General features: G+C 34.7%; 30 protein-coding genes. 27 read left to right on the top strand and 3 right to left on the bottom strand.

Translation table 11 applies throughout. From position 1 onward, the window contains the following. The first annotated feature begins 7 nt into the window (after positions 1 to 7). The 26 genes from rpmC to ACWGOQ_RS15180 all read left to right on the top strand — a co-directional run bounded on the left by rpmC (position 8) and on the right by ACWGOQ_RS15180 (position 16,225). On the top strand, positions 8 to 202 hold the full coding sequence (rpmC, locus tag ACWGOQ_RS15305) for a 50S ribosomal protein L29 (RefSeq protein WP_118387126.1): 195 nt from the start codon (positions 8 to 10) through the stop codon (positions 200 to 202). Between the two features lie 12 nt (positions 203 to 214). Next, positions 215 to 472, top strand: coding sequence for a 30S ribosomal protein S17 (gene rpsQ / locus ACWGOQ_RS15300; RefSeq protein WP_025741866.1), 258 nt, complete (start codon positions 215 to 217; stop codon positions 470 to 472). Between the two features lie 2 nt (positions 473 to 474). Next, positions 475 to 843: a 50S ribosomal protein L14 gene (gene rplN / locus ACWGOQ_RS15295; RefSeq protein WP_027392543.1), complete on the top strand. Its 369-nt coding sequence runs from the start codon at positions 475 to 477 to the stop codon at positions 841 to 843. A 13-nt stretch (positions 844 to 856) separates the two neighbouring features. Next, entirely contained in the window at positions 857 to 1,168 is a 312-nt protein-coding gene (rplX, locus tag ACWGOQ_RS15290) for a 50S ribosomal protein L24 (protein ID WP_452058773.1), read from the top strand. Between the two features lie 2 nt (positions 1,169 to 1,170). Next, positions 1,171 to 1,722, top strand: coding sequence for a 50S ribosomal protein L5 (rplE, locus tag ACWGOQ_RS15285; RefSeq protein WP_452058774.1), 552 nt, complete (start codon positions 1,171 to 1,173; stop codon positions 1,720 to 1,722). Positions 1,723 to 1,724: 2 nt separating this feature from the next. Beyond that, positions 1,725 to 1,994, top strand: a complete 270-nt coding sequence (gene rpsN, locus ACWGOQ_RS15280) for a 30S ribosomal protein S14 (RefSeq protein WP_010521648.1) — start codon at positions 1,725 to 1,727, stop codon at positions 1,992 to 1,994. Between the two features lie 68 nt (positions 1,995 to 2,062). Beyond that, a complete protein-coding gene (gene rpsH / locus ACWGOQ_RS15275) occupies positions 2,063 to 2,461 on the top strand; it encodes a 30S ribosomal protein S8 (protein ID WP_452058775.1) in 399 nt (132 codons plus the stop codon). 20 nt (positions 2,462 to 2,481) lie between these two features. After that, the gene (gene rplF, locus ACWGOQ_RS15270) at positions 2,482 to 3,024 is read left to right on the top strand and encodes a 50S ribosomal protein L6 (RefSeq protein WP_452058776.1); all 543 of its coding nucleotides are present in this window, start codon (positions 2,482 to 2,484) and stop codon (positions 3,022 to 3,024) included. Positions 3,025 to 3,034: 10 nt separating this feature from the next. Further along, on the top strand, positions 3,035 to 3,391 hold the full coding sequence (rplR, locus tag ACWGOQ_RS15265) for a 50S ribosomal protein L18 (protein WP_452058777.1): 357 nt from the start codon (positions 3,035 to 3,037) through the stop codon (positions 3,389 to 3,391). Positions 3,392 to 3,397: 6 nt separating this feature from the next. Beyond that, on the top strand, positions 3,398 to 3,922 hold the full coding sequence (rpsE, locus tag ACWGOQ_RS15260) for a 30S ribosomal protein S5 (protein WP_452058778.1): 525 nt from the start codon (positions 3,398 to 3,400) through the stop codon (positions 3,920 to 3,922). A gap of 12 nt (positions 3,923 to 3,934) precedes the next feature. Further along, the gene (gene rpmD, locus ACWGOQ_RS15255) at positions 3,935 to 4,114 is read left to right on the top strand and encodes a 50S ribosomal protein L30 (protein WP_452058779.1); all 180 of its coding nucleotides are present in this window, start codon (positions 3,935 to 3,937) and stop codon (positions 4,112 to 4,114) included. A 9-nt stretch (positions 4,115 to 4,123) separates the two neighbouring features. Further along, positions 4,124 to 4,576 (top strand): 50S ribosomal protein L15, encoded by a 453-nt coding sequence (rplO, locus tag ACWGOQ_RS15250; RefSeq protein WP_452058780.1) that lies wholly within the window; start codon positions 4,124 to 4,126, stop codon positions 4,574 to 4,576. Positions 4,577 to 4,586: 10 nt separating this feature from the next. Next, complete coding sequence (gene secY, locus ACWGOQ_RS15245; RefSeq protein WP_452058781.1) at positions 4,587 to 5,927, top strand: preprotein translocase subunit SecY; 1,341 nt, start codon at positions 4,587 to 4,589, stop codon at positions 5,925 to 5,927. Further along, entirely contained in the window at positions 5,927 to 6,142 is a 216-nt protein-coding gene (gene infA / locus ACWGOQ_RS15240) for a translation initiation factor IF-1 (RefSeq protein ID WP_010181908.1), read from the top strand. The genes secY and infA overlap by 1 nt, the downstream gene beginning before the upstream one ends. Positions 6,143 to 6,259: 117 nt before the next feature. After that, on the top strand, positions 6,260 to 6,376 hold the full coding sequence (ykgO, locus tag ACWGOQ_RS15235; protein ID WP_013621733.1) for a type B 50S ribosomal protein L36: 117 nt from the start codon (positions 6,260 to 6,262) through the stop codon (positions 6,374 to 6,376). Positions 6,377 to 6,378: 2 nt separating this feature from the next. Next, complete coding sequence (rpsM, locus tag ACWGOQ_RS15230; protein ID WP_452058782.1) at positions 6,379 to 6,753, top strand: 30S ribosomal protein S13; 375 nt, start codon at positions 6,379 to 6,381, stop codon at positions 6,751 to 6,753. A gap of 8 nt (positions 6,754 to 6,761) precedes the next feature. Next, on the top strand, positions 6,762 to 7,145 hold the full coding sequence (gene rpsK, locus ACWGOQ_RS15225; protein WP_452058783.1) for a 30S ribosomal protein S11: 384 nt from the start codon (positions 6,762 to 6,764) through the stop codon (positions 7,143 to 7,145). A gap of 141 nt (positions 7,146 to 7,286) precedes the next feature. Further along, positions 7,287 to 7,892 carry a 30S ribosomal protein S4 gene (gene rpsD, locus ACWGOQ_RS15220; protein ID WP_452058784.1) on the top strand — a complete coding sequence of 202 codons (606 nt, stop codon included), beginning with the start codon at positions 7,287 to 7,289 and terminating at the stop codon, positions 7,890 to 7,892. Between the two features lie 23 nt (positions 7,893 to 7,915). After that, positions 7,916 to 8,908: a DNA-directed RNA polymerase subunit alpha gene (locus tag ACWGOQ_RS15215; RefSeq protein ID WP_452058785.1), complete on the top strand. Its 993-nt coding sequence runs from the start codon at positions 7,916 to 7,918 to the stop codon at positions 8,906 to 8,908. Between the two features lie 64 nt (positions 8,909 to 8,972). After that, on the top strand, positions 8,973 to 9,440 hold the full coding sequence (gene rplQ, locus ACWGOQ_RS15210) for a 50S ribosomal protein L17 (protein WP_452058786.1): 468 nt from the start codon (positions 8,973 to 8,975) through the stop codon (positions 9,438 to 9,440). Between the two features lie 127 nt (positions 9,441 to 9,567). Further along, positions 9,568 to 10,683: a glutamine-hydrolyzing carbamoyl-phosphate synthase small subunit gene (carA, locus tag ACWGOQ_RS15205; RefSeq protein ID WP_452058787.1), complete on the top strand. Its 1,116-nt coding sequence runs from the start codon at positions 9,568 to 9,570 to the stop codon at positions 10,681 to 10,683. A 185-nt stretch (positions 10,684 to 10,868) separates the two neighbouring features. Continuing rightward, positions 10,869 to 12,161, top strand: coding sequence for a phosphopyruvate hydratase (gene eno / locus ACWGOQ_RS15200; RefSeq protein ID WP_452058788.1), 1,293 nt, complete (start codon positions 10,869 to 10,871; stop codon positions 12,159 to 12,161). A 212-nt stretch (positions 12,162 to 12,373) separates the two neighbouring features. After that, positions 12,374 to 13,660, top strand: coding sequence for a citrate synthase (locus tag ACWGOQ_RS15195; RefSeq protein WP_452058789.1), 1,287 nt, complete (start codon positions 12,374 to 12,376; stop codon positions 13,658 to 13,660). 221 nt (positions 13,661 to 13,881) lie between these two features. After that, positions 13,882 to 14,796 carry a dimethylarginine dimethylaminohydrolase family protein gene (locus tag ACWGOQ_RS15190; RefSeq protein ID WP_458202827.1) on the top strand — a complete coding sequence of 305 codons (915 nt, stop codon included), beginning with the start codon at positions 13,882 to 13,884 and terminating at the stop codon, positions 14,794 to 14,796. A 2-nt stretch (positions 14,797 to 14,798) separates the two neighbouring features. Further along, positions 14,799 to 15,731: a citrulline utilization hydrolase CtlX gene (ctlX, locus tag ACWGOQ_RS15185; protein ID WP_452058790.1), complete on the top strand. Its 933-nt coding sequence runs from the start codon at positions 14,799 to 14,801 to the stop codon at positions 15,729 to 15,731. A gap of 83 nt (positions 15,732 to 15,814) precedes the next feature. Then, complete coding sequence (locus ACWGOQ_RS15180; protein WP_452058791.1) at positions 15,815 to 16,225, top strand: RrF2 family transcriptional regulator; 411 nt, start codon at positions 15,815 to 15,817, stop codon at positions 16,223 to 16,225. Here ACWGOQ_RS15180 and ACWGOQ_RS15175 read toward each other — a convergent pair whose 3' ends face one another. Together ACWGOQ_RS15175 and ACWGOQ_RS15170 are read right to left on the bottom strand one after the other, a co-directional pair. Beyond that, entirely contained in the window at positions 16,226 to 16,849 is a 624-nt protein-coding gene (locus ACWGOQ_RS15175; protein WP_452058792.1) for a chromophore lyase CpcT/CpeT, read from the bottom strand. It abuts the gene before it with no gap. Between the two features lie 76 nt (positions 16,850 to 16,925). Then, positions 16,926 to 18,353 carry an SDR family oxidoreductase gene (locus ACWGOQ_RS15170; RefSeq protein WP_452058793.1) on the bottom strand — a complete coding sequence of 476 codons (1,428 nt, stop codon included), beginning with the start codon at positions 18,351 to 18,353 and terminating at the stop codon, positions 16,926 to 16,928. Positions 18,354 to 18,745: 392 nt separating this feature from the next. Here ACWGOQ_RS15170 and argS point away from each other — a divergent pair, with 392 nt between their 5' ends. Then, positions 18,746 to 20,524: an arginine--tRNA ligase gene (gene argS, locus ACWGOQ_RS15165; RefSeq protein ID WP_452058794.1), complete on the top strand. Its 1,779-nt coding sequence runs from the start codon at positions 18,746 to 18,748 to the stop codon at positions 20,522 to 20,524. 8 nt (positions 20,525 to 20,532) lie between these two features. On the opposite strand, the gene ACWGOQ_RS15160 is transcribed toward argS, so the two are convergent. After that, positions 20,533 to 22,518 (bottom strand): tetratricopeptide repeat-containing sensor histidine kinase, encoded by a 1,986-nt coding sequence (locus ACWGOQ_RS15160; protein WP_452058795.1) that lies wholly within the window; start codon positions 22,516 to 22,518, stop codon positions 20,533 to 20,535. Positions 22,519 to 22,631: the final 113 nt, after the last annotated feature.

Here is a 22,631-nt window from a genome sequence, read left to right as displayed (position 1 = left end):
AGAGACTATGAAACAATCACAAGTAAAAGAATCGTCTACAGCTGAATTGCAAGAAGAACTTGGTAAATATCGAAAAGAATATTCTGATTTAAAAATGGCACATGCTATGTCTCCACTAGAAAATCCTTTACAATTACGTAAGGTAAGAAGATCTATTGCTAGAATGGCAACTGAGCTAACTAAAAGAGAATTAAACGGTTAATTCTGCTGAAAGATGGAAAAAAGAAACTTAAGAAAAGAACGTATAGGTGTAGTTACCAGTAATAAGATGCAGAAATCAATCGTGGTTTCTGAGGTTAAGAAAGTAAAACACCCGATGTACGGAAAATTCGTGTTAAAAACGAAAAAATACGTTGCACACGATGAGAAAAACGACTGCAATATTGGTGATACTGTAAAGATCATGGAAACAAGACCTATGAGTAGAACCAAATGTTGGAGATTAGTAGAAGTAATTGAAAGAGCGAAGTAATTATGGTACAACAAGAGTCTAGATTAAAAGTAGCAGACAACACAGGTGGTAAAGAAGTTTTAGTTATCCGTGTTTTAGGTGGTACAAAAAGAAGATACGCCTCTGTAGGAGACAAAATCGTTGTCAGTGTTAAAGAAGCAACTCCTAATGGAAACATTAAAAAAGGAGCGGTTTCAACTGCGGTTGTAGTTCGTACCAAAAAAGAAGTGCGCAGACCAGATGGTTCTTATATACGTTTCGACGATAACGCTTGTGTTCTTTTGAACCCAGCTGGAGAAATGAGAGGAACTCGTGTTTTTGGACCTGTTGCAAGAGAGCTTCGTGATAAACAATTCATGAAGATTGTATCATTAGCGCCAGAAGTGCTTTAATAACACAGCAAAGATGACAAAGCTAAAAATAAAATCAGGAGATACTGTAAAGGTTATCGCTGGAGACAATAAAGGTCAACAGGGGACTGTACAGAAGGTATTGAAAGATAAGAATAAGGCAGTAGTAGAAGGTGTAAACCTTGTGTCTAAACATCAGAAACCTAGTGCTGCTAATCCACAGGGTGGTATAGTGAAGCAGGAAGCACCTATTCATATTTCTAATCTATCGTTGTTAACATCTAGTGGTGATGCAACGAGAGTTGGATATAGAGTAGAAGGAGATAAGAAAGTAAGATTTTCTAAAAAATCTAATGAAGTAATATAGTTATGGCTTATATCCCAAGACTAAAACAAGAGTATAAAGACAGGATAATGTCAGCTCTTACAGAAGAATTCAGTTATAGTAATGTAATGGAAGTACCAAAACTTAAAAAAATTGTTTTAAGTAGAGGTGTAGGTGCAGCTGTAGCAGATAAGAAATTAATTGACTACGCTGTAGATGAATTAACAATGATAACAGGTCAAAAGGCTGTAGCTACTATTTCTAAAAAGGATGTTGCTACCTTCAAACTTCGTAAAGGTATGCCAATTGGTGCAAAAGTTACCTTGAGAGGTGAGAAGATGTACGAATTCTTGGATCGTTTGATTACCTCGGCTTTGCCGCGTGTAAGAGATTTTAACGGAATTAATGCTACTGGTTTTGATGGTAGAGGTAACTACTCTTTAGGAATTACTGAACAGATCATTTTTCCAGAAATAGATATAGATAAAGTGAATAAAATTTCAGGAATGAATATCACTTTTGAAACTTCGGCAAGTACGGATAAAGAAGCGAAATCATTGTTAACAGAACTAGGGTTACCTTTTAAAAAGAATTAATTATGGCTAAAGAATCAATGAAAGCCCGTGAGGTGAAGAGAGCAAAAACAGTTGCTAAATATGCGGAAAAACGTAAGGCTTTAAAAGAAGCTGGAGATTATGAAGCATTACAGAAACTGCCTAAAAACGCATCACCGATTCGTCAGCACAATAGATGTAAATTAACAGGAAGACCAAAAGGATATATGCGTCAATTTGGTATTTCACGTGTTACATTTAGAGAAATGGCTAATCAGGGTTTAATTCCAGGTGTAACAAAAGCTAGTTGGTAGAAATAGAAAATTAATTGGTCTAAGGTTCGACTATACTAGTGGAAAACCAAGATCATAAATTATATATAATGAATACAGATCCTATTGCAGATTATTTAACCAGAATACGTAATGCAAATAGTGCTCAGCATAGAGTTGTTGAGATTCCTGCATCAAAGGTTAAAAAGGAGATCACTAAGATATTATTCGATCAAGGATATATTTTAAGTTATAAGTTTGAAGAAAACACAAAACAAGGTAGTATTAAGATAGCTCTTAAATACGATAAGTTAACCAAAGAACCTGTTATTAAAGAATTACAAAGAATAAGTAAACCTGGTTTACGAAAGTATGCAGGATCAGGCGAAATACCAAGAATTCTTAATGGATTAGGTATCGCAATAATTTCTACTTCTCACGGTGTGATGACTGGTAAACAGGCAAAACAAGAGAATGTAGGTGGTGAAGTACTTTGTTACGTATATTAACAGTATAAAAGACAAAAGAAATGTCAAGAATAGGAAAAAATCCAGTAACTATTCCGTCTGGTGTCACTGTAGAAGTGACAGGTAATGTTGTTACTGTTAAAGGAAAATTAGGAGAGCTTACACAAGAGATAAATGCTATTAGTGTAAAGGTTGAGGATGATCAGGTGGTTCTTGAACGACCTACAGAGTCTAAGGACCATAAAGCAAAGCATGGTTTATACAGAGCTTTGATCAACAATATGGTACAAGGTGTGTCTGAAGGTTTTACTAAAGAATTAGAATTGGTAGGAGTGGGTTATAGAGCTTCTAATCAAGGACAAAAATTAGATTTAGCTCTAGGTTTCTCTCACAATATCGTTTTAGATATTGCTCCAGAAATTAAAATAGAGACAGTATCTGAAAAAGGTAAAAACCCGATCGTAAAATTAACTTCTCACGACAAACAATTAGTAGGACAGGTAGCAGCTAAGATTAGAAGCTTCCGTAAGCCAGAGCCTTACAAAGGAAAAGGAGTTAAATTTGTAGGAGAACAATTAAGAAGAAAAGCAGGTAAATCTGCATAATAACGAAGTTATGGCATTCTCAAAAGATTTAAGAAGATTAAAAATCAGAAAGCGTATCCGCAGTAAAGTAAGCGGAACAGAACAACGTCCTAGATTATCTGTATACAGAAGTAATAAAGAAATCTATGCTCAGATCATAGATGATGTAACCGGTAAAACTATCGGTGCGGCTTCTTCAAGAGATAAAGATATTGCTACTGCATCAGGAAATAAAGAAGAAAAAGCAAGCTTGGTAGGTAAAGCCCTTGCTGAAAAAGCTAAAAAAGCTGGTATCGATACGGTATCATTTGATAGAGGTGGATATTTATATCATGGTAGAGTAAAATCATTAGCTGAAGGAGCTAGAGAAGCAGGACTTAAATTCTAAGAAATTATGTATCAAAAATATAAAAACGCAGAATTAGTTAAACCAAGTGGACTTGAATTAAAAGACCGTTTAGTTGGAGTGCAACGTGTTACCAAGGTAACAAAAGGAGGTAGAGCATTTGGATTTTCGGCCATTGTAGTTGTAGGAGATGAAAACGGGGTTGTTGGTCACGGTTTAGGTAAGTCTAAGGAAGTTGCAGAAGCTATTGCAAAGGCAGTAGAGGATGCTAAGAAAAATTTAGTTCGTATACCATTAACCAAAGGAACATTACCTCACGAACAAAAAGGAAAATACGGTGGGGCAAGAGTGTTGTTGATGCCCGCTGCTACTGGTACTGGAGTAATTGCTGGTGGAGCGATCCGTGCAGTATTAGAATCCGTAGGTGTTCACGATGTACTTTCTAAAAATCAAGGATCCTCTAATCCGCACAACGTGGTAAAAGCAACATTCGATGCTTTATTGCAAATGCGAAGTGCTGAGCAAGTAGCAAAACAACGAGGAGTTTCACTTGATAAAGTGTTTAAAGGATAAAAATTAGGAACGATGGCAAAGATTAAAGTTAAGAAAGTAAAAAGCGCTATTAACCGTACGCAGAGACAAAAAAGGACTCTGGAGGCTTTAGGTCTTAAGAAGATCGGTCAGGTTGTTGAGCACGATGACACTCCTAATATCCTTGGGATGGTAAATAAAGTTAAACATTTAGTTTCTGTAGAAACAAAATAATATAAGCACATGGATTTAAGTAACTTAAAACCTGCTGCAGGTTCAGTAAAAAATAACAGTAAGCGATTAGGACGTGGTCAAGGATCCGGTAAGGGTGGAACTGCTACTCGTGGTCACAAAGGAGCAAAGTCTCGTTCGGGTTATTCTAAAAAGATTGGTTTCGAAGGAGGGCAAATGCCGCTTCAAAGACGTGTGCCTAAGTTCGGTTTCACGAATATCAATAGAAAAGAATATCAAGGAATCAATTTAGATACCCTACAGAAGTTGGTTGATGCTGGAAAAATAACTGATACCGTTGATCTCGACGTGATATTAGATACACGCCTTGCAGGAAAGAATGATTTAGTTAAGATACTGGGTAGAGGAGAGTTGAAGGCCAAATTAAAAGTCTCAGCTCACAAATTTACAGCCACTGCAAAAGCTGCTATAGAGGCAGCGGGTGGTGAAGCAGTAACCTTATAAAAGATATTTCATGAAATTTATTGATACAATAAAAAACATTTGGAAAATCGAAGAACTGAAGAATAGAATTTTAGTTACACTAGGATTACTTTTGGTATATCGATTTGGAGCACAGGTTGTATTGCCTGGAGTTGATGCTGCAGAATTGGCTAATTTGGGAACTCAAACCCAAGATGGTTTATTAGGCTTACTAAATGCATTTACTGGAGGAGCATTTGCGAATGCTTCGGTATTTGCCTTAGGAATCATGCCCTATATTTCTGCTTCCATTGTAGTGCAGTTGATGGGGATTGCTATCCCTTATCTTCAAAAATTACAAAAAGAAGGGGAGAGTGGTCGAAAGAAGATTAATCAAATTACTCGTTGGTTGACTATCGCTATTACGCTGGTTCAAGGTCCTGGTTATATTTACAATTTATTTGCAACACTTCCTCCTACTGCTTTTAGTGCAGAGATAAGTCAAACTGTTTTCGTTGTGTCATCGGTAATTATTCTAACTACTGGATGTATTTTTGCTATGTGGTTAGGTGAAAAGATTACAGATAAAGGAATAGGAAATGGTATTTCTTTACTGATTATGGTAGGTATTATTGCCACATTACCACAATCGTTCGTCCAGAATTTTATTTCTAGAACCTCTGGAGAAGGTGGAGATATTATTATGGTATTAATTGAGTTGGTGATATGGTTTGTAATTATTTTGGCATCCGTTTTATTGGTAATGGCGGTGCGCCAGATTCCAGTTCAATATGCTAGAAGAACAGCTGGCGGAGGTTATGAAAAAAATGTTTTTGGCTCCCGACAGTATATACCTTTAAAATTAAATGCTTCTGGTGTAATGCCAATTATATTCGCTCAAGCAATTATGTTTATTCCAGCTGCGGTTGCAGGTCTTTCAGAGTCTGAAACTTCTCAGGGAATAGCTGCTGCATTTAGTGATATATTCGGTTTATGGTATAATTTGTTATTTGCATTACTAATCATAATATTTACATACTTCTATACTGCTATTACGGTTCCGACTAATAAAATGGCTGATGATTTAAAAAGAAGTGGTGGTTTTATACCAGGTATTAGACCGGGCAGTGAAACAGCCGAATATTTAGATAAAATAATGTCACAGATAACATTACCAGGATCTGTATTCTTAGCGTTAATTGCTGTTTTTCCGGCGATAGCTGTTAAACTTTTAGGAGTTCAACAAGGATGGGCATTGTTTTTCGGAGGAACTTCTTTATTAATTATGGTTGGGGTTGCAATAGATACGATGCAACAAGTCAACTCATACTTATTGAATAGACATTACGATGGATTAATGAAAACTGGTAAAAACCGTAAAGCAGTAGCATAATGGCAAAACAACCAGCAATAGAACAAGATGGAAGTATAATCGAGGCATTGTCTAATGCAATGTTCCGAGTAGAATTGGAAAATGGTCACGTAGTGACTGCCCATATCTCCGGTAAAATGCGTATGCATTATATAAAATTATTACCTGGAGATAAGGTAAAACTAGAAATGAGTCCTTATGATTTATCAAAGGCTCGTATCACATACAGATACTAATAATTTTAAGAATATTAGTTAATTAAGATTTTTTATGTACTTTTGCAGGCTGAAAATCTTGTTAACAATACCTTCTGAAATATGCGTTGTGTATTTTCAGAATTTAAAAACAAAGAGATGAAAGTTAGAGCATCAATAAAAAAGAGAAGTGCCGAGTGCAAGATTGTGCGTAGAAAAGGCCGACTTTACGTGATTAATAAAAAGAATCCTAGATTTAAACAAAGACAAGGGTAATTATGGCAAGAATTGCAGGGGTAGATATACCCAAACAAAAGCGAGGAGTTATAGCATTAACCTATATCTTCGGAATTGGTAGAAGTAGAGCTAAAGAAATTTTAGCAAATGCCAAAGTAGATGAGAGTATAAAAGTTTCTGACTGGGATGATGATCAAATAGGTCGAATCCGTGAAGCCGTAGGAGTCTATACCATAGAAGGAGAATTACGTTCTGAAGTACAGTTAAGTATCAAACGTCTTATGGATATAGGATGTTACAGAGGGATCCGTCACAGAGCCGGTTTGCCACTTAGAGGACAGCGTACTAAGAATAACTCTAGAACACGTAAAGGAAGAAGAAAAACAGTGGCTAACAAGAAAAAGGCAACTAAATAATAAGTAGTATGGCAAAGTCAACTTCAAAAAAACGTAAAGTAATAGTTGAATCAGTAGGAGAGGCACACGTAACAGCTTCCTTTAACAACATTATTGTATCGTTAACGAATAAAAAAGGAGACGTTATTTCTTGGTCTTCAGCTGGGAAAATGGGATTCAGAGGTTCTAAAAAGAACACCCCATATGCTGCACAGTTAGCTGCAGAGGATGCTGCTAAGGTAGCAACCGAGGCTGGACTTAAGAAAGTTAAGGTATACGTTAAGGGACCGGGAAATGGTAGAGAGTCTGCAATACGATCTCTTCACAACTCAGGAATTGAAGTTTCAGAAATTATTGATGTAACTCCAATGCCCCATAACGGATGTCGTCCTCCAAAAAGACGTAGAGTATAATCATTAATTGTATCCCGAAAAAATTCGGGATCTTTTATACTTCAAAAATAGTAATTAAAGTAAGTCTCAAAGAGGAATAAAGGATTATCGAAGGAAAGAGACCTTAATTCATAACCTCCTCTAAATTAAATTAATAATATAATGGCAAGATATACTGGTCCAAAAACTAAAATCGCTCGTAAATTCGGAGAAGCGATATTCGGGGATGATAAGTCATTCGAAAAAAGAAATTACCCTCCTGGTCAACATGGAAACAACAGACGAAGAGGAAAGAAAAGTGAATATGCCATCCAGTTAATGGAAAAGCAAAAAGCTAAATATACATACGGAATATTAGAACGTCAGTTCAGAAATATGTTCGAAAAAGCAACTAGATCTCAAGGGATTACTGGTGAGGTGTTACTTCAACTATGTGAGTCTCGTTTAGATAATGTAGCTTTCAGAATGGGATTGGCAAATTCTCGTAGAGGGGCTAGACAATTAGTTTCTCACAGACACATTACTGTAAACGGAGAATTAGTAAATATTCCATCTTACCAATTAAGACCAGGTGATGTTGTAGGGGTGAGAGAAAAATCAAAATCATTAGAGGTTATCCAAAATGCTCTTTCAAATAATAGCAAGGTGTACGAGTGGATTACTTTTAACAATGATACAAAAGAAGGTACTTTCGTATCTGTTCCAGGAAGAATTCAAATTCCGGAAAATATTAACGAACAATTCATCGTCGAATTATATTCGAAGTAATAACTCTTAGAAGAAACAATAATATGGCAATATTAAATTTTCAGAAGCCCGATAAAGTTATCATGATCGACTCCAGTGAGTTTGATGGTAAATTTGAATTTAGACCATTAGAACCGGGGTACGGATTGACAGTTGGTAACGCTTTACGAAGAGTTTTGCTATCTTCTTTAGAGGGATTCGCTATAACTTCATTAAGAATTGAGGGAGTAGATCACGAGTTTTCTACTATTTCTGGAGTTGTAGAAGATGTAACTGAAATTATTCTTAATCTTAAACAAGTTCGTTTCAAGCGTCAGATTGAAGATGTTGATAATGAATCGGTTACTATTTCAATTTCAGGTCAAGAGCAGTTAACTGCTGGAGATTTTCAAAAATTTATTTCAGGTTTTCAGGTTCTTAACCCGGATCTAGTGATCTGTAATATGGATAAGAAAGTAGCACTAAACCTGGAGATAACCATCGAAAAAGGAAGAGGTTACGTTCCTGCAGAAGAAAATAAGAAAACAAACGCTCCAATCGGAACAATCTTTACAGATTCTATATATACACCGATTAAGAATGTTAAGTATAGTATCGAGAATTATCGTGTTGAACAAAAAACGGATTACGAAAAACTTGTTTTCGAAATAGTTACAGACGGATCAATTCATCCTAAAGATGCTCTAACCGAAGCCGCAAAAATCTTGATTCATCACTTCATGTTATTCTCTGATGAGCGTATTACTTTAGAGGCTGATGAAATTGCACAAACTGAAACATATGATGAAGAATCTTTGCATATGAGACAGTTGTTGAAAACGAAGTTAATCGATATGGATCTTTCTGTGAGAGCTCTTAATTGTTTAAAAGCTGCAGAAGTCGATACATTGGGTGATTTAGTTTCCTACAATAAAAATGATTTAATGAAGTTCCGTAACTTTGGTAAAAAGTCTTTAACTGAGCTAGAAGAGCTTGTAAATGTTAAAGGTCTTAATTTTGGTATGGATCTTTCTAAATATAAATTAGATAAAGACTAACACATCATATTTTGCTCTCTGCACGAGGTAGATTGAGCAAGATGATGCTTAAATTTTTAATGTCATGAGACACGGAAAAAAAGTAAACCACTTAGGTAGAAAAACAGCGCATCGTAAAGCAATGCTGGCTAATATGGCTTGTTCCCTTATAGAACATAAGAGAATAAATACTACCGTTGCAAAAGCGAAAGCGCTTAAGCAATTTGTAGAGCCACTAGTAACCAAGTCTAAAGAAGATACTACCCATAATCGTCGTATTGTTTTTAGTAAGTTGCGCAGCAAATATGCGGTTGCAGAACTATTTAGAGATGTTGCTGCTAAAGTAGGTGATAGACCTGGAGGATACACCAGAATTATAAAATTAGGGAATCGTCTTGGTGATAATGCCGATATGGCAATGATTGAGTTAGTTGATTACAATGAGCTATACAATGCAGGTAAGCCAGCTAAGAAGAAATCTACACGACGAGGTAGGTCAAAGAAAACTGAAGCTGCTCCAGTAGTTGAAACACCTAGTTCTGAAGAAGAATAAATGAATAATGTGATTGGCACATAATTATAAAGGATAAACGTTCATCGTTTATCCTTTTTTTTTGAATATTTTTAAAATAAAGTTTTAGATCCTTCAATAGGACGTTTAATATCAAAAGTGTATTAGGATGAAATATCAATCTAGAAAAAAAGCAATCGTATTATTGGCAGATGGTACTATTTTTTATGGAAAAGCTGTTGGAAAAGAAGGAACCGCTTTTGGCGAAGTGTGTTTTAATACCGGTATGACTGGATATCAGGAGATTTTTACGGATCCCTCATATTTTGGACAACTTATGGTAGCTACAAATGCTCATATTGGTAATTATGGAGCCAATGATGAAGAGGTAGAATCGGATTCAATAAAAATTGCGGGTCTTATTGTTAAAAATTTTAGTTACGAATTCTCTAGGGATTTAGCAGATGAGTCTTTACAAGAGTTTCTAGAAAAAAATAATTTATTGGCAATATCAGACGTGGATACCCGTGCACTGGTGAGCTATATACGAGATAACGGAGCGACGAATGCTCTAATCTCTACAGAGGTTGATGATATTGGCTCCTTGAAAAAACAGTTGGCAGCAGTTCCAGATATGAATGGTCTTGAATTAGCTTCAAAGGTATCTACAAAAGAACCTTATTTTTTTGGAAATCCTGAGGCTACATATAAAATATCAGCATTGGATATTGGAGTTAAGAAGAATATACTTCATAACCTTGCGAAAAGAGATGCATACATAAAGGTATTTCCATATGATGCTACTTTTGAAGAAATGAACGAGTGGGGTCCTGATGGTTATTTTCTTTCTAATGGTCCAGGCGATCCTGAACCGTTGTCACAAGCGATAGCAACAGCAAAGGAAATTATTAATAGAGACTTGCCTTTGTTTGGTATTTGTCTTGGTCATCAGGTGATAGCACTGGCTAATGGTATTAGTACGTATAAGATGCATCATGGTCATAGAGGAATAAACCATCCTGTAAAAAACCTTACAACGGGTAAAGGAGAAATCACCTCGCAGAATCACGGTTTTGCAATCAATAGAGAAGAAACAGAGAATAATCCTGATGTAGAGATAACACACTTACATTTAAACGATCATACAGTTGCCGGAATTAAAATGAAAAATAAGAATTGTTTTTCAGTGCAATATCATCCAGAAGCAAGTCCGGGTCCAAATGATTCCATTTACTTATTTGATCAGTTTATAGACAACATTAAAAGTGTAAAAGTAGAAGCATAAATATAACTGTTTATTGCAAGTAAATTGTAGTCATTATAATGAATCGATCTATAACGTTATAGTTGATAACTTGTTGTGATTAATGGGTTTTGAGCAATAAATTAAGAGGTTTTCTGAGGTATTTAAATTTACTGGTTTCGTATATTGCAAAGAATTAAAATTATCCAACAAAAACAAATCAAAAAATGAGTGTAATTATTAATATTCACGCCAGACAAATTTTAGATTCACGTGGTAACCCAACAGTAGAAGTAGATGTGGTTACCGAAAATGGTGTTTTAGGAAGAGCGGCAGTTCCTTCTGGAGCTTCAACAGGAGAGCACGAAGCTGTAGAGCTGAGAGATGGAGGTAGTGATTATATGGGTAAAGGCGTAAAAAAGGCCGTAGAAAATGTAAATACAATAATTGCTGAAGAACTATTAGGATACTCTGTCTTTGATCAAAATTTACTAGATCAAACGATGATCGAATTGGATGGAACTTCTAATAAGTCTAAATTAGGTGCTAATGCAATTCTTGGGGTTTCTTTAGCAGCTGCAAAAGCAGCAGCAAACGAATTGAATATGCCTTTATATCGTTATGTCGGAGGAGTTAGTGCTAACACCCTTCCGGTTCCGATGATGAATATTATCAATGGAGGATCTCATAGTGATGCGCCGATTGCATTTCAAGAGTTTATGGTCATGCCGGTAAAGGCAAAAGATTTTACTCAAGCGATTAAGATGGGTACAGAGATTTTTCATAATTTGAAGAAAGTACTTCACGATAGAGGGTTAAGTACTGCAGTTGGTGATGAAGGTGGCTTTGCGCCAGCATTAGACGGAACAGAAGATGCTTTGGATTCTATTGCTTTAGCAGTAGAAAAAGCTGGATATAAGTTTGGAGATGAAATAATGGTCGCTTTGGACTGTGCAGCAGCAGAGTTTTTTGTTGATGGTAAGTATGACTATACCAAATTCGAAGGAAAAACAGGTGTCATAAGAACAAGTGAAGAACAAGCTGATTACCTTGCTGAGTTAGCTTCAAAATATCCTATCATTTCTATAGAAGATGGTATGGATGAAAATGATTGGGAAGGTTGGAAATATTTAACGGATAAAGTTGGAGATAAAGTACAGTTAGTCGGTGATGATTTATTTGTTACGAATGTAGAAAGGTTATCAAGAGGAATCGAAAATGGTATCGCCAATTCAATTCTGATTAAAGTAAATCAGATAGGAACATTAACCGAGACTATTGCAGCAGTAAATATGGCACATAATGCTGGATATACTTCGGTAATGTCGCATCGTTCTGGTGAAACAGAAGATAACACAATTGCAGATTTAGCAGTAGCTTTAAATACCGGTCAAATAAAAACAGGTTCTGCGTCCCGTAGTGATAGAATGGCAAAATACAATCAACTACTACGAATAGAAGAGGAATTAGGTACAGTAGCTTACTACCCTATGGAAAAAGCATTCAAGATTAAGAAGTAAAAATAAATAAGTATAAAAAGCTCACTTTTCAGTGAGCTTTTTTAGTATAAAAGAAATCTATAGTAAAGTTACCTGAGGTGTTAGACAGTTTTTAAACAAAGGAGGAGGCCTTTTTTATATTCAAAAATTGATGATCGGATTAATAATATATTAACACTATATTTTGTAATTTAGCATCCCTTATTATAACAGCAAAATTCTAAATAATCACAATGTCAAAAAAAGCTACGCTAGAAATCGACGGTAATAAATATGAGTTCCCAATAATAGAAGGAACGGAAAATGAATTAGGAATAGATATTAAAACTCTTAGAGGAGTCACCGGGGGTATTACTACTATTGATCCAGGGTATAAAAATACAGGAAGTTGTGAGAGTGCAATTACTTTTCTGGATGGTGAAAAAGGAATTTTAAGATATCGAGGGTATTCTATCGAAGAATTAGCAGAAAAGGCAGATTTTCTAGAGGTAGCATACTTGTTAATTTTTGGTGATTTACCCACAGCAGAACAGCTTGATAAATTTGATAAGGATATTAAAGAAGAATCTCATATTGATGAAGATATGAAGAGAATTCTTGATGGATTTCCAAAAAGCGCTCATCCTATGGGTGTTCTTTCATCGTTAACAAGTGCGCTAATAGCATTCAACCCAGGATCGGTCGATGTGGACTCTGAAGAAGCCATGTATACCGCTATTGTAAAAATAATGGCTAAGTTTCCGGTATTAGCTGCTTGGACGATGCGAAAGCGTAAAAGCCTACCACTAGATTATGGTGATAATTCGTTGGGGTATGTAGAGAACTTGCATAAAATGATGTTTTCTAGACCTAATAAGTCATATGAGGCTAATAAGATTGTTAATGATGCTTTGGATAAGTTGCTTATTCTACACGCAGATCATGAGCAAAATTGTTCTACATCTACAGTTAGGATAGTAGGCTCATCACATGCAGGATTATTTGCTTCATTATCTGCTGGTATTTCTGCTTTGTGGGGTCCTTTGCACGGAGGAGCTAATCAAGCAGTTATTGAAATGCTGGAAGCAATTAGAGAAGATGGAGGAGATACAGCAAAATATATAGCTAAAGCTAAGGACAAAGAAGACCCTTTCCGTTTAATGGGATTTGGACATAGAGTATACAAGAACTTTGATCCAAGAGCTAAAATCATAAAGGCTTCTGCAGAAGAAGTACTTGGTGATCTGGGTATCGAAGACCCCGTACTTGATATTGCTAAAGGTCTTGCTAAAGTGGCTCTGGAAGATGAGTATTTTGTAAAAAGAAAATTATACCCTAATGTAGATTTCTATTCTGGAATCATCTATAGAGCATTAGGTATTCCAACAGAGATGTTTACCGTTATGTTTGCGCTAGGAAGATTACCAGGTTGGATCGCACAATGGAGAGAAATGCGTTTACGGAAAGAACCAATTGGTAGACCAAGGCAAATATATATTGGAGAGACCCATAGAGGCTTTAAGTCAGTTGCAGAACGCTAAAAAAAGATAAAACAATTCATAGAAAGGTGCTCGAATTATTTTAGCACCTTTTTTTGTGATATTGTCAGTATATTTTAAATAGAATGGCCTAATTTTCGGATTTAATAAAAGGTTGATATTTTTTTTGAATAAAATTAGTATCTACCTAGAACCTCTTCATATATTTGTTTGATTACAAACGTGGGATGGTAACTACGTTCTTCACCTTAAAAATTGAAAGATTGAAACTGAATATTAAAAATGAAACTTCAAGGCTTAGAGCGGTAGTTTTAGGAACAGCCTTAAGTAATGGCCCAATACCAAAAATCAAAGAAGCTTATGATCCAAAATCTATAGAACATATCAAAGCAGGAACATATCCTAAAGAGATAGCTATGGTTGCAGAGATGGAAGCGGTTGCTAAAGTCTTTGAAAAATATGATGTAAAGGTGTATAGACCAAAAGTAATAGAAAACTATAATCAGATTTTTGCACGAGACATTGCATTGGTAATAGAAGATAAATTTGTAAAATCAAATATCCTTCCGGAAAGAGAAAAAGAAATTAAGGCAATTCAATATGTAATTGATGAAATTAATTTGGATAAAGTGTGTAAAGCCCCATCTGAAGATATTCATTTTGAAGGAGGAGATATTATTATTCACAACGATCACATTTTTATAGGAACCTACAAAGGAGAAGATTATAGTGATTGTATTGTGGCGAGAACGAATATGGAAGGAGTAGCATATATTAGATCACTTTTTCCAGACAAAACAGTCAGGGAGTTTGATCTAAACAAGTCAATGGATGACCCTAGAAATAACGCTTTGCACTTAGATTGTTGTTTTCAGCCAGTTGGCAAAAATAAAGCAATTATCCATAAAGAAGGGTTCAGAAATATTGAGGATTACAAATATTTAGTTGATTTTTTCGGAATGGAAAATTTGTTTCATATCGATAGGCATGAAATGTATTATATGAACTCTAATATATTCTCGATATCCGAAGATATTGTAATTTCTGAGAAAAATTTTACAAGATTAAATATGTGGCTTCGTAGCTTAAACATCATCGTAGAAGAAGTTCCATATTCCGAAATAGCAAAACAAGAAGGACTTTTACGTTGTTCCACCATGCCATTGATAAGAGATTAATAATGAAACAGGTTACAAATACGATTTTGATGATTCGTCCGGTTAAGTTTAGGATGAATGAACAAACAGCAGTAAACAATTATTATCAAAATGAGTCAGAGAATAGCGCGAACTTTGTAAATGCAACGGCGCAAAAAGAGTTTGATGGTTTTGTAGAAAAACTCAGATCAATCGGTGTTGATGTTATTATAATTGATGATAATCACGAAAATGATACACCTGATTCTATATTTCCGAATAATTGGGTATCCTTCCACGAAAATGGAGATGTAGGTCTATATCCCATGTTTGCGATAAATAGGCGTAGAGAGCGAAGACCAGAAGTACTGGATATCATTGAAAATACTGGTTTTGAAATAAAAAATATAATAGATTACACCCAAGCTGAAAAGGATCATGTTTTTCTTGAGGGAACCGGAAGCGTAGTTTTAGATAGAGTCAATAGAAAAGCATATTGTGCGCGCTCTCCTAGGGCAGATGAAGAATTGTTTATCGAATTTTGTGAAGATTTTGAATACACACCTGTGATTTTTACGGCTTATCAAACCGTTAATGACGAGCGTCTGGCTATTTATCATACCAATGTAATGATGGGCGTTGGAGAAACTTTTGCGATTGTATGCCTAGATTGTATTGATGATAAAAAAGAACGCAAAAACTTGATAAGCCATTTGAAAAATGATGGGAAGGAAATTATTTCTATCACAGAACAGCAGGTGAGTAATTTTGCAGGAAATATATTACAAATTGCAGGAGCTGATGAGAAGCGATATTTAGTAATGTCTTCTTCTGCATATCAAAGCTTGTCAAAAGATCAAATTTCAAAAATAGAAAACCATTGTTCTATCCTTTATAGTAACCTAGAAACAATTGAAAAATTAGGTGGAGGTAGTGCACGTTGTATGATGGCCGAAGTTTTTCTTCCAAAAAGTTAATGACAACATCAGATAGTTAAAAGATATTTTTGCAAATACAAGAATAGTATCTTTTACTTATTTTTGATCTAACAAGTAAAGTAATGCTCTCTAAGAAAACCAAATATGGAATAAAGGCGCTAACCTATATCGCAAGAAAAAGGTGCGAGCACCCTGTTTTAATATCTGAAATAGCTACAAGCGAAAATATTTCTCAGAAATTTTTAGAAAGTATATTACTTACGCTGCGTAAAAATGGTTTTTTAGGTTCTAAAAAAGGAAAAGGTGGCGGGTATTACCTAATCAAAAAACCCACAGAGATAGCAATGGCTTCGGTTATTAGGGTTTTAGAAGGACCAATAGCGATGGTGCCTTGTGTAAGTTTAAACTTTTATGAAAAGTGCGATGATTGCCCAGACGAAGATGCTTGTGCTGTTCACGAACTTATGATTGAGGTTAGGGATAATACTTTAAAAGTTTTAGAAAATAAGACCTTAGCTGATTTTATGGATTAATTACTTGTCTATCCGAAAAAATTCATAAGGACCCTGTATTTTACCCCAGATCTGTTTACCATTGGTATCGTACCCTCTAACCCATGAGGTAATTTTGTTGTTACTGATTACTACATTGCTGGTTGTATAAGATATTTTGATGTCAAAAGTACTTGAGCAAGTGCCTTTTTTTGTTTTCCCATGGTAGATGGTAGAAGTTTTCTTTTTGAAATATAAATCACACCCATCTCTGATTATAAGGCTATCAACGGATAAATGATCAAATATACTGACGTCTTTCCAGGCGTTTACGTATTTTTCCTGATTCGGAATCACATAACTGGTACTACTAATGGTTGTACTATCTACTTTTTGAAAATTTAGGATTCTTTGATTATAAATAGAAGTCTCGTCTTTTTCATCATACATTTCCTGATAAAACCAATAACCTTTTCTCTCTTTCCAGATTGGTGTGTTTATAAGATGTACAGGAGCATAACTTGAATCCTTAATTGCCTGATTTATTGAAGAAAAATTCCCGGTTAATGTTTTTGTAAAATTAAGTAGATAAGAATCAGGTTCTATTTCGTTGCCGCAGCTTATTGTAATCACCAATAAGGTCAAAAATAGAAATGATCTAAACATTAAGTTTTTATATAAAAATACTGATTTTTTATAAAAAAACGTATTTTATCGATAATAACATGCTTATTGTCTGTTTTTATTTTGTTATCACTATGTTGCGTATCATTCCTCCAAATATAAAGTAATGAAAGGGCACCATCATATACCAGTATAATCTACCCCATATACCTCTGGGTCTAAATGTTGCTGTTTGATGAAGGATGTTATTTTCATCAATATCAAACTCTAACCAAGCTTCTCCAGGAACCTTCATTTCTGCAAATAGAAGTAGTCGTTTGTCGTCTTTATCTGCAACCAAAACTCTCCAAAAATCTAACGCATCTCCTGAATAAATTTTATCTGGGTTCGTGCGTCCTCTTCTCAATCCAACTCCGCCAAAAAACTTGTCTATATATCCTCGTATTTTCCACATCCAATCTCCATAGTACCACCCTGTTTCTCCTCCAATAGCCCATATTTTTTCAATCACTTGATTAGGGTCGGTAATTTTTATTTTCTTTTTATCTCGTAGGCATCCTTTTTTAGGAACAGTAACGTATTTTTGGATATCTTGATCAAAACGTCCACTGATCATGGAGTCTTTCCAGCTAGATACCACCTGATTTTGCTCTATTTTGATAAAGGCAAGCTCTAAGGCTTTCGTATAAGCCATTGGTTCAATATCTAATATTTTTTGTAGCCTTTTATCGTTTGCAACAACAGGTACACGCATACTATCTACTAGGTTCAATGCTAATTTATAGGATGTAGAAGTTACGAAATACAACCAATAAGAAGAAAGTCTGGGTGTCATTACCGGAAGCGTAAACACAAACAATTTTATACCTCTAACTTTTGCATACAATAAAAGCATTTGTTTGTATGTAATCACATTAGGTCCGCTAATATCAAAAGATTGGTTATAACATTTGGAGTTACCTAAAACGCCAGTCATAAAGCTTAGAACATCCCTGACAGCAATAGGATGCGTTTTCGTGTTTACCCATTTTGGCGTAATCATGATGGGTAATTTTTCACAAAGATCTCTAATAATTTCGAATGAAGAACTACCAGATCCAACGATTATTCCAGAGCGTAAAACAGTTAAGTTAAATTTTCCTTTATATAAAGTTTCTTCAACATTTTTTCGTGACCATAAATGCTTGGATAAATTCTTTTCATTTACAATTCCACTTAAATAAATTACCTGTTTGATACTAGTTTGACTTACGTATCTATTAAAGTTATGAGCAGAAATCTCTTCCTTTTTGTCAAAGTCAGAGGTAGAGGAGCTCATAGAATGAATAAGATAATATGCTACATCAATATTCTTTGGCAGGATATCTGGATCTGGGTCTTTAAGAAAATCTATCTCTACAATAGAAACATTTTTTGCCATCTCCCCATCAATAGAGAAACGATCTTTGTCTCTTACAGTACAAATCACACTGTGACCAGTGTCTAACAATAAAGGCAATAAACGCATACCAATATAGCCATTGGCACCAGTAAGCAATATACGCATCTTTTTAGGTAAAAGATACAAAGAAATAAATTGTTTACTTCTATTTCTAAATCATAAGTTGATCTAAGAAATGCTAAAGGTATTATAGTTGAATTATTTATTTTCTATATAGGTCAGACTATTATTCATATCGTTTATAGATTATTGAAGTCTTCATTACAGGATATTATGTTAATTTTTAGATCGAAGTTCTCCCTGATATTCGCCTTTTAAGTAAGATAGATGGGTTTCCTGATCGATTTTACAAAAATGTTTTTAGATCTAGGGTATTACCGCATATTGTTAATTAGTGTTTTCGTTTTATAAGATACTAATTGATGCCGATTCAAGTGGGAGAAGATGATATTTCTATTATCTTTGCTGCCTGATTTTTGTATCAAAGACAACATAAAATGACAATACAGCAAACCATTTCAGAACAGGTAAGAACGGCTATAAACGAACTTTATGGTGCGGATATAACATCCGTTGAGTTGCAAGCGACTCGCAAGGAATTCGAAGGGGATATAACAGTAGTGGTTTTTCCTATATTGCGCGTAGTAAAAGGGAACCCTGTACAGATTGGTGAAGCGCTAGGTAACTATCTAGTAAACGGTGTAGAAGAGGTGACCGGATATAACGTGGTCAAAGGTTTTCTTAATCTTGTAATCTCTGATCAATATTATATTGATTTATTTAATACTATTAGAGTTACTGAAAATTATGGTTTCGTAACTCCAAATGCTGGTGATAAGGCGATTATGGTAGAATATTCTTCGCCAAATACCAATAAACCTTTGCATTTAGGACATATAAGAAATAACTTGTTAGGATATGCAGTAGCAGAGATTATCAAAGCTAGTGGTAAAAAGGTCTACAAAACCCAAATCATTAATGATAGAGGGATCCATATTTGTAAAAGCATGGTGGCTTGGCAAAATTATGGAGAAGGTCAAACACCAGAATCTACTGGATTAAAAGGTGATAAATTGGTAGGTAATTATTATGTAAAATTTGATCAGGAATATAAAAAACAAATATCAAATTTAATCGCATCAGGTAAAAGCGAAGATGAAGCAAAGAAAGGAGCACCAATATTAGCCAAAGCTCAGGAAATGCTTAGAAAATGGGAAGCAGGAGATGAAGAAGTTGTAACGCTTTGGAAAACAATGAATACTTGGGTGTACGAAGGTTTTGATCAAACATATAAAGCATTGGGGGTTGATTTTGACAGTTATTATTATGAAAGCAACACCTATCTTTTGGGTAAAGATATTATTGAAGAAGGTCTTACAAAAGGTGTTTTCTTTACAAAAGATGACGGATCTGTTTGGTGTGACCTAACAGACGAAGGCCTAGATGAAAAACTTGTTTTACGTAGTGATGGAACCGCTGTTTATATGACCCAGGATATTGGAACAGCAATCCAACGTGTGAAAGATAATCCTGATATTGGTGGTATGATTTATACTGTAGGTAATGAACAGGATTATCATTTTAAAGTACTTTTTTTGATTCTAAAAAAATTAGGATATGACTGGTCTGAAAACTTACATCATTTGAGCTATGGAATGGTAGACTTACCAAGTGGTAAAATGAAAAGTAGAGAAGGTACTGTAGTAGATGCAGATGACCTTATTAAGGAAATGGCAGAAACTGCAGGAGAGATCTCTAAAGAACTAGGTAAACTAGATGGGTACTCTGAAGAAGAAAAGAGTGCTGTTTATAAAACGATTGGTCTTGGAGCATTAAAATACTTTATTCTAAAAGTTGATCCTAAAAAAAGAATATTATTTGATCCTGCAGAGTCAGTCGATTTTCAAGGAAATACAGGACCTTTTATTCAATATACTTATGCAAGGATACAAGCAATTTTGCGCAAAGCAGAACTTGATAGTGACGAACCGGTAAAAAACGTGGTGTTGGATGACAGAGAGAAAGAGCTTATAAAGTTACTAGAGATCTATCCAGAAATTATTCAGAACGCTGCGAAGGATTTAAGCCCAGCGATCGTAGCGAATTACACCTATGATTTAGTGAAAGCTTATAATTCATTTTTTCAGAATGTATCGATATTTGGAGCAAATTCTGAAACCGAAAAGGTTCTTAGAGTTCAGCTTTCAGGTATGGTTGGGGTAACTATCAATTCCGCTTTCAGGTTATTAGGAGTTCAGGTGCCAGAGCGGATGTAAGCGTTTTATTAAGCTGATGGCTTGGGGAGAGTAATACAAAAAATACTTCCTTCTCCGTAAGTGCTTGTTGCCTCAATAGTTCCTTGATTGAGATTGATTAGTTCTTTACAAATTTTTAATCCTAACCCATTTCCAGTTTCATTATTGGTTCCTTTAGTTGTGAGATGTTTGTCTGAAAATAGTTTGACTATATTTTCTTCCAAGATCCCTATGCCCGTATCCTTAAAATAAATTTTAACTTCTAGATTTGCATCTTCTTCATAAATGGTGATCGTGTCGCCAGAGTTACAAAATTTAATTGCATTAGCAATTAAATTTTGAGTTACAATTGTACACATATCTTTATCAGCATGGACTAAAGTTTGGTCGTTTAGTTTATTAAGCAAGGTAATCCCTTTTTGAGAAGCTTTTGATGCGAAAAACACAAGTTTACCTTTTATTATTTCCGAGAAATCAAAATTTGTAGGATTAGCTTTGAGCTCATTCATTTGAGATTTGGACCAATTTAAAAGATTCGTTAGCAATAGCGATGTTTGATGCGCACTTGTCGAAAGCAATGGTATAATCTCTTTAAACTCATTTTCAGAAATTACATCTTCTTTTAGTAGGTTAAGGGTGTTGTCAAGACCGTGTATCTCATTTTTTAAATCGTGGGATATTATAGAAAATAACTTATTTTTTACCTGATTAGATTCATTTAGTTCTTTAATATGTTGCGCTCTTTGCAATCTGCTTTTTACAATTCCGATAATAAAAATAATTGCAACTATAAATGCAGCAATAGCAATATATGTATAGATTTTTTGTTTAAACAATTCCTCCTTAACTTCTCGTTCGGCTTTTTTTCGTGTATCTAAAAGTGATTGTTGTCTTTTTTCGTTTTCTACTCTTTTTTTAACAAGATCAATCTTATTACTGGTCTCTTTTATAATATGGTCATTAAATAAGTTCTTATGCTCTTTTTGCCACTTATATGCATTTAGGTAATCTCCTCGTGCAGAATCCAGAACAGATGACAAATCATAACTGTGCAGCAATAACGGTGTAGAGTTAAGTTTTTTAGACTCCGTTCTTGCTGTTAAAATATATTTTTCTGCTTCCTTAAATTTTTTTGTTTTGATTGCTACTTCACCTAAGGATAATTTTGTTCTAATAAGTCTCTGTTTATATGCTACTTTACCACCAATAAAAAGAGCAGATTCATAGTATTTTTTAGCATTTTGATAGTCTTTTTTTAGATATGATATTTGTCCTAATGCGTTATATGCCTCAGAAATTCCGTGGCTATCATTATCCGTTTTGTTGACTAATAAAGATTCATCTAAGATTGTCAACGCACTATCTAATTTTTTTTCTTTGATGTATAGTAACGCTAGATTGTTTAGTGTGGCACCTACAGTATTAGAATTCGTTTTTCTTTTAAGGCGTAAGGATTTATAATAATATTTTTTTGCAGCTTCAAAATCATTAAGATCCGCATATACATTACCAATGTTATTAATAGTTGTCGCCAGGCTTACACTGTCTTTTAGTTTTTCATAGTATAGGTTAGCCTCCAGTAGGTGTGTAATACTTTTTTCAGGACTGCCCAACTTTTGTTCTATAACTGCTTTGTTATTTTGAATAATTGCAAGCCCTCTATTATATTTGACTCTTCCAAAATATAAAGCTGCCTGATCAAAACAAGTCAAGGCGTCATATAGTTTATCAGTTTGATTGTAGACAGCGGCTTTCTCGTTGTGCAATTGTCCTATTCCTTTATCATAATGTATTTTTTTGGATATTTTGATAAGCGTATCGCAATATTTTAAAGCTTCTTTAAATTTTTCCTGTAAACTTAATTCATAAACGAGATCGGTAGCCAGATCTATATTTAATGAATCTGATATAGCACTCGTAACCAGAATAAGACTATCTAGTTGTTTTTCTTGACAAAAAGAAGAACAACTAAAAAATAGCAACAACAGTGCCAAATAGCGATATAGGTAGTTCATGAATATTATTTAGGGCAGGGATAAATTACAATATTTTCGTCTTACTTTAGGTTTTTTTTAACAAAAAATTTCATTTGTAGATGATTTTTGTTTACTTTAGAAGAAAGTCGTTT

The sequence above is a fragment of the Aquimarina ulvae genome (assembly GCF_053613295.3).
Note: the sequence above shows the minus strand (reverse complement) of the source record. Positions and strands in the feature narration are given on the sequence as shown.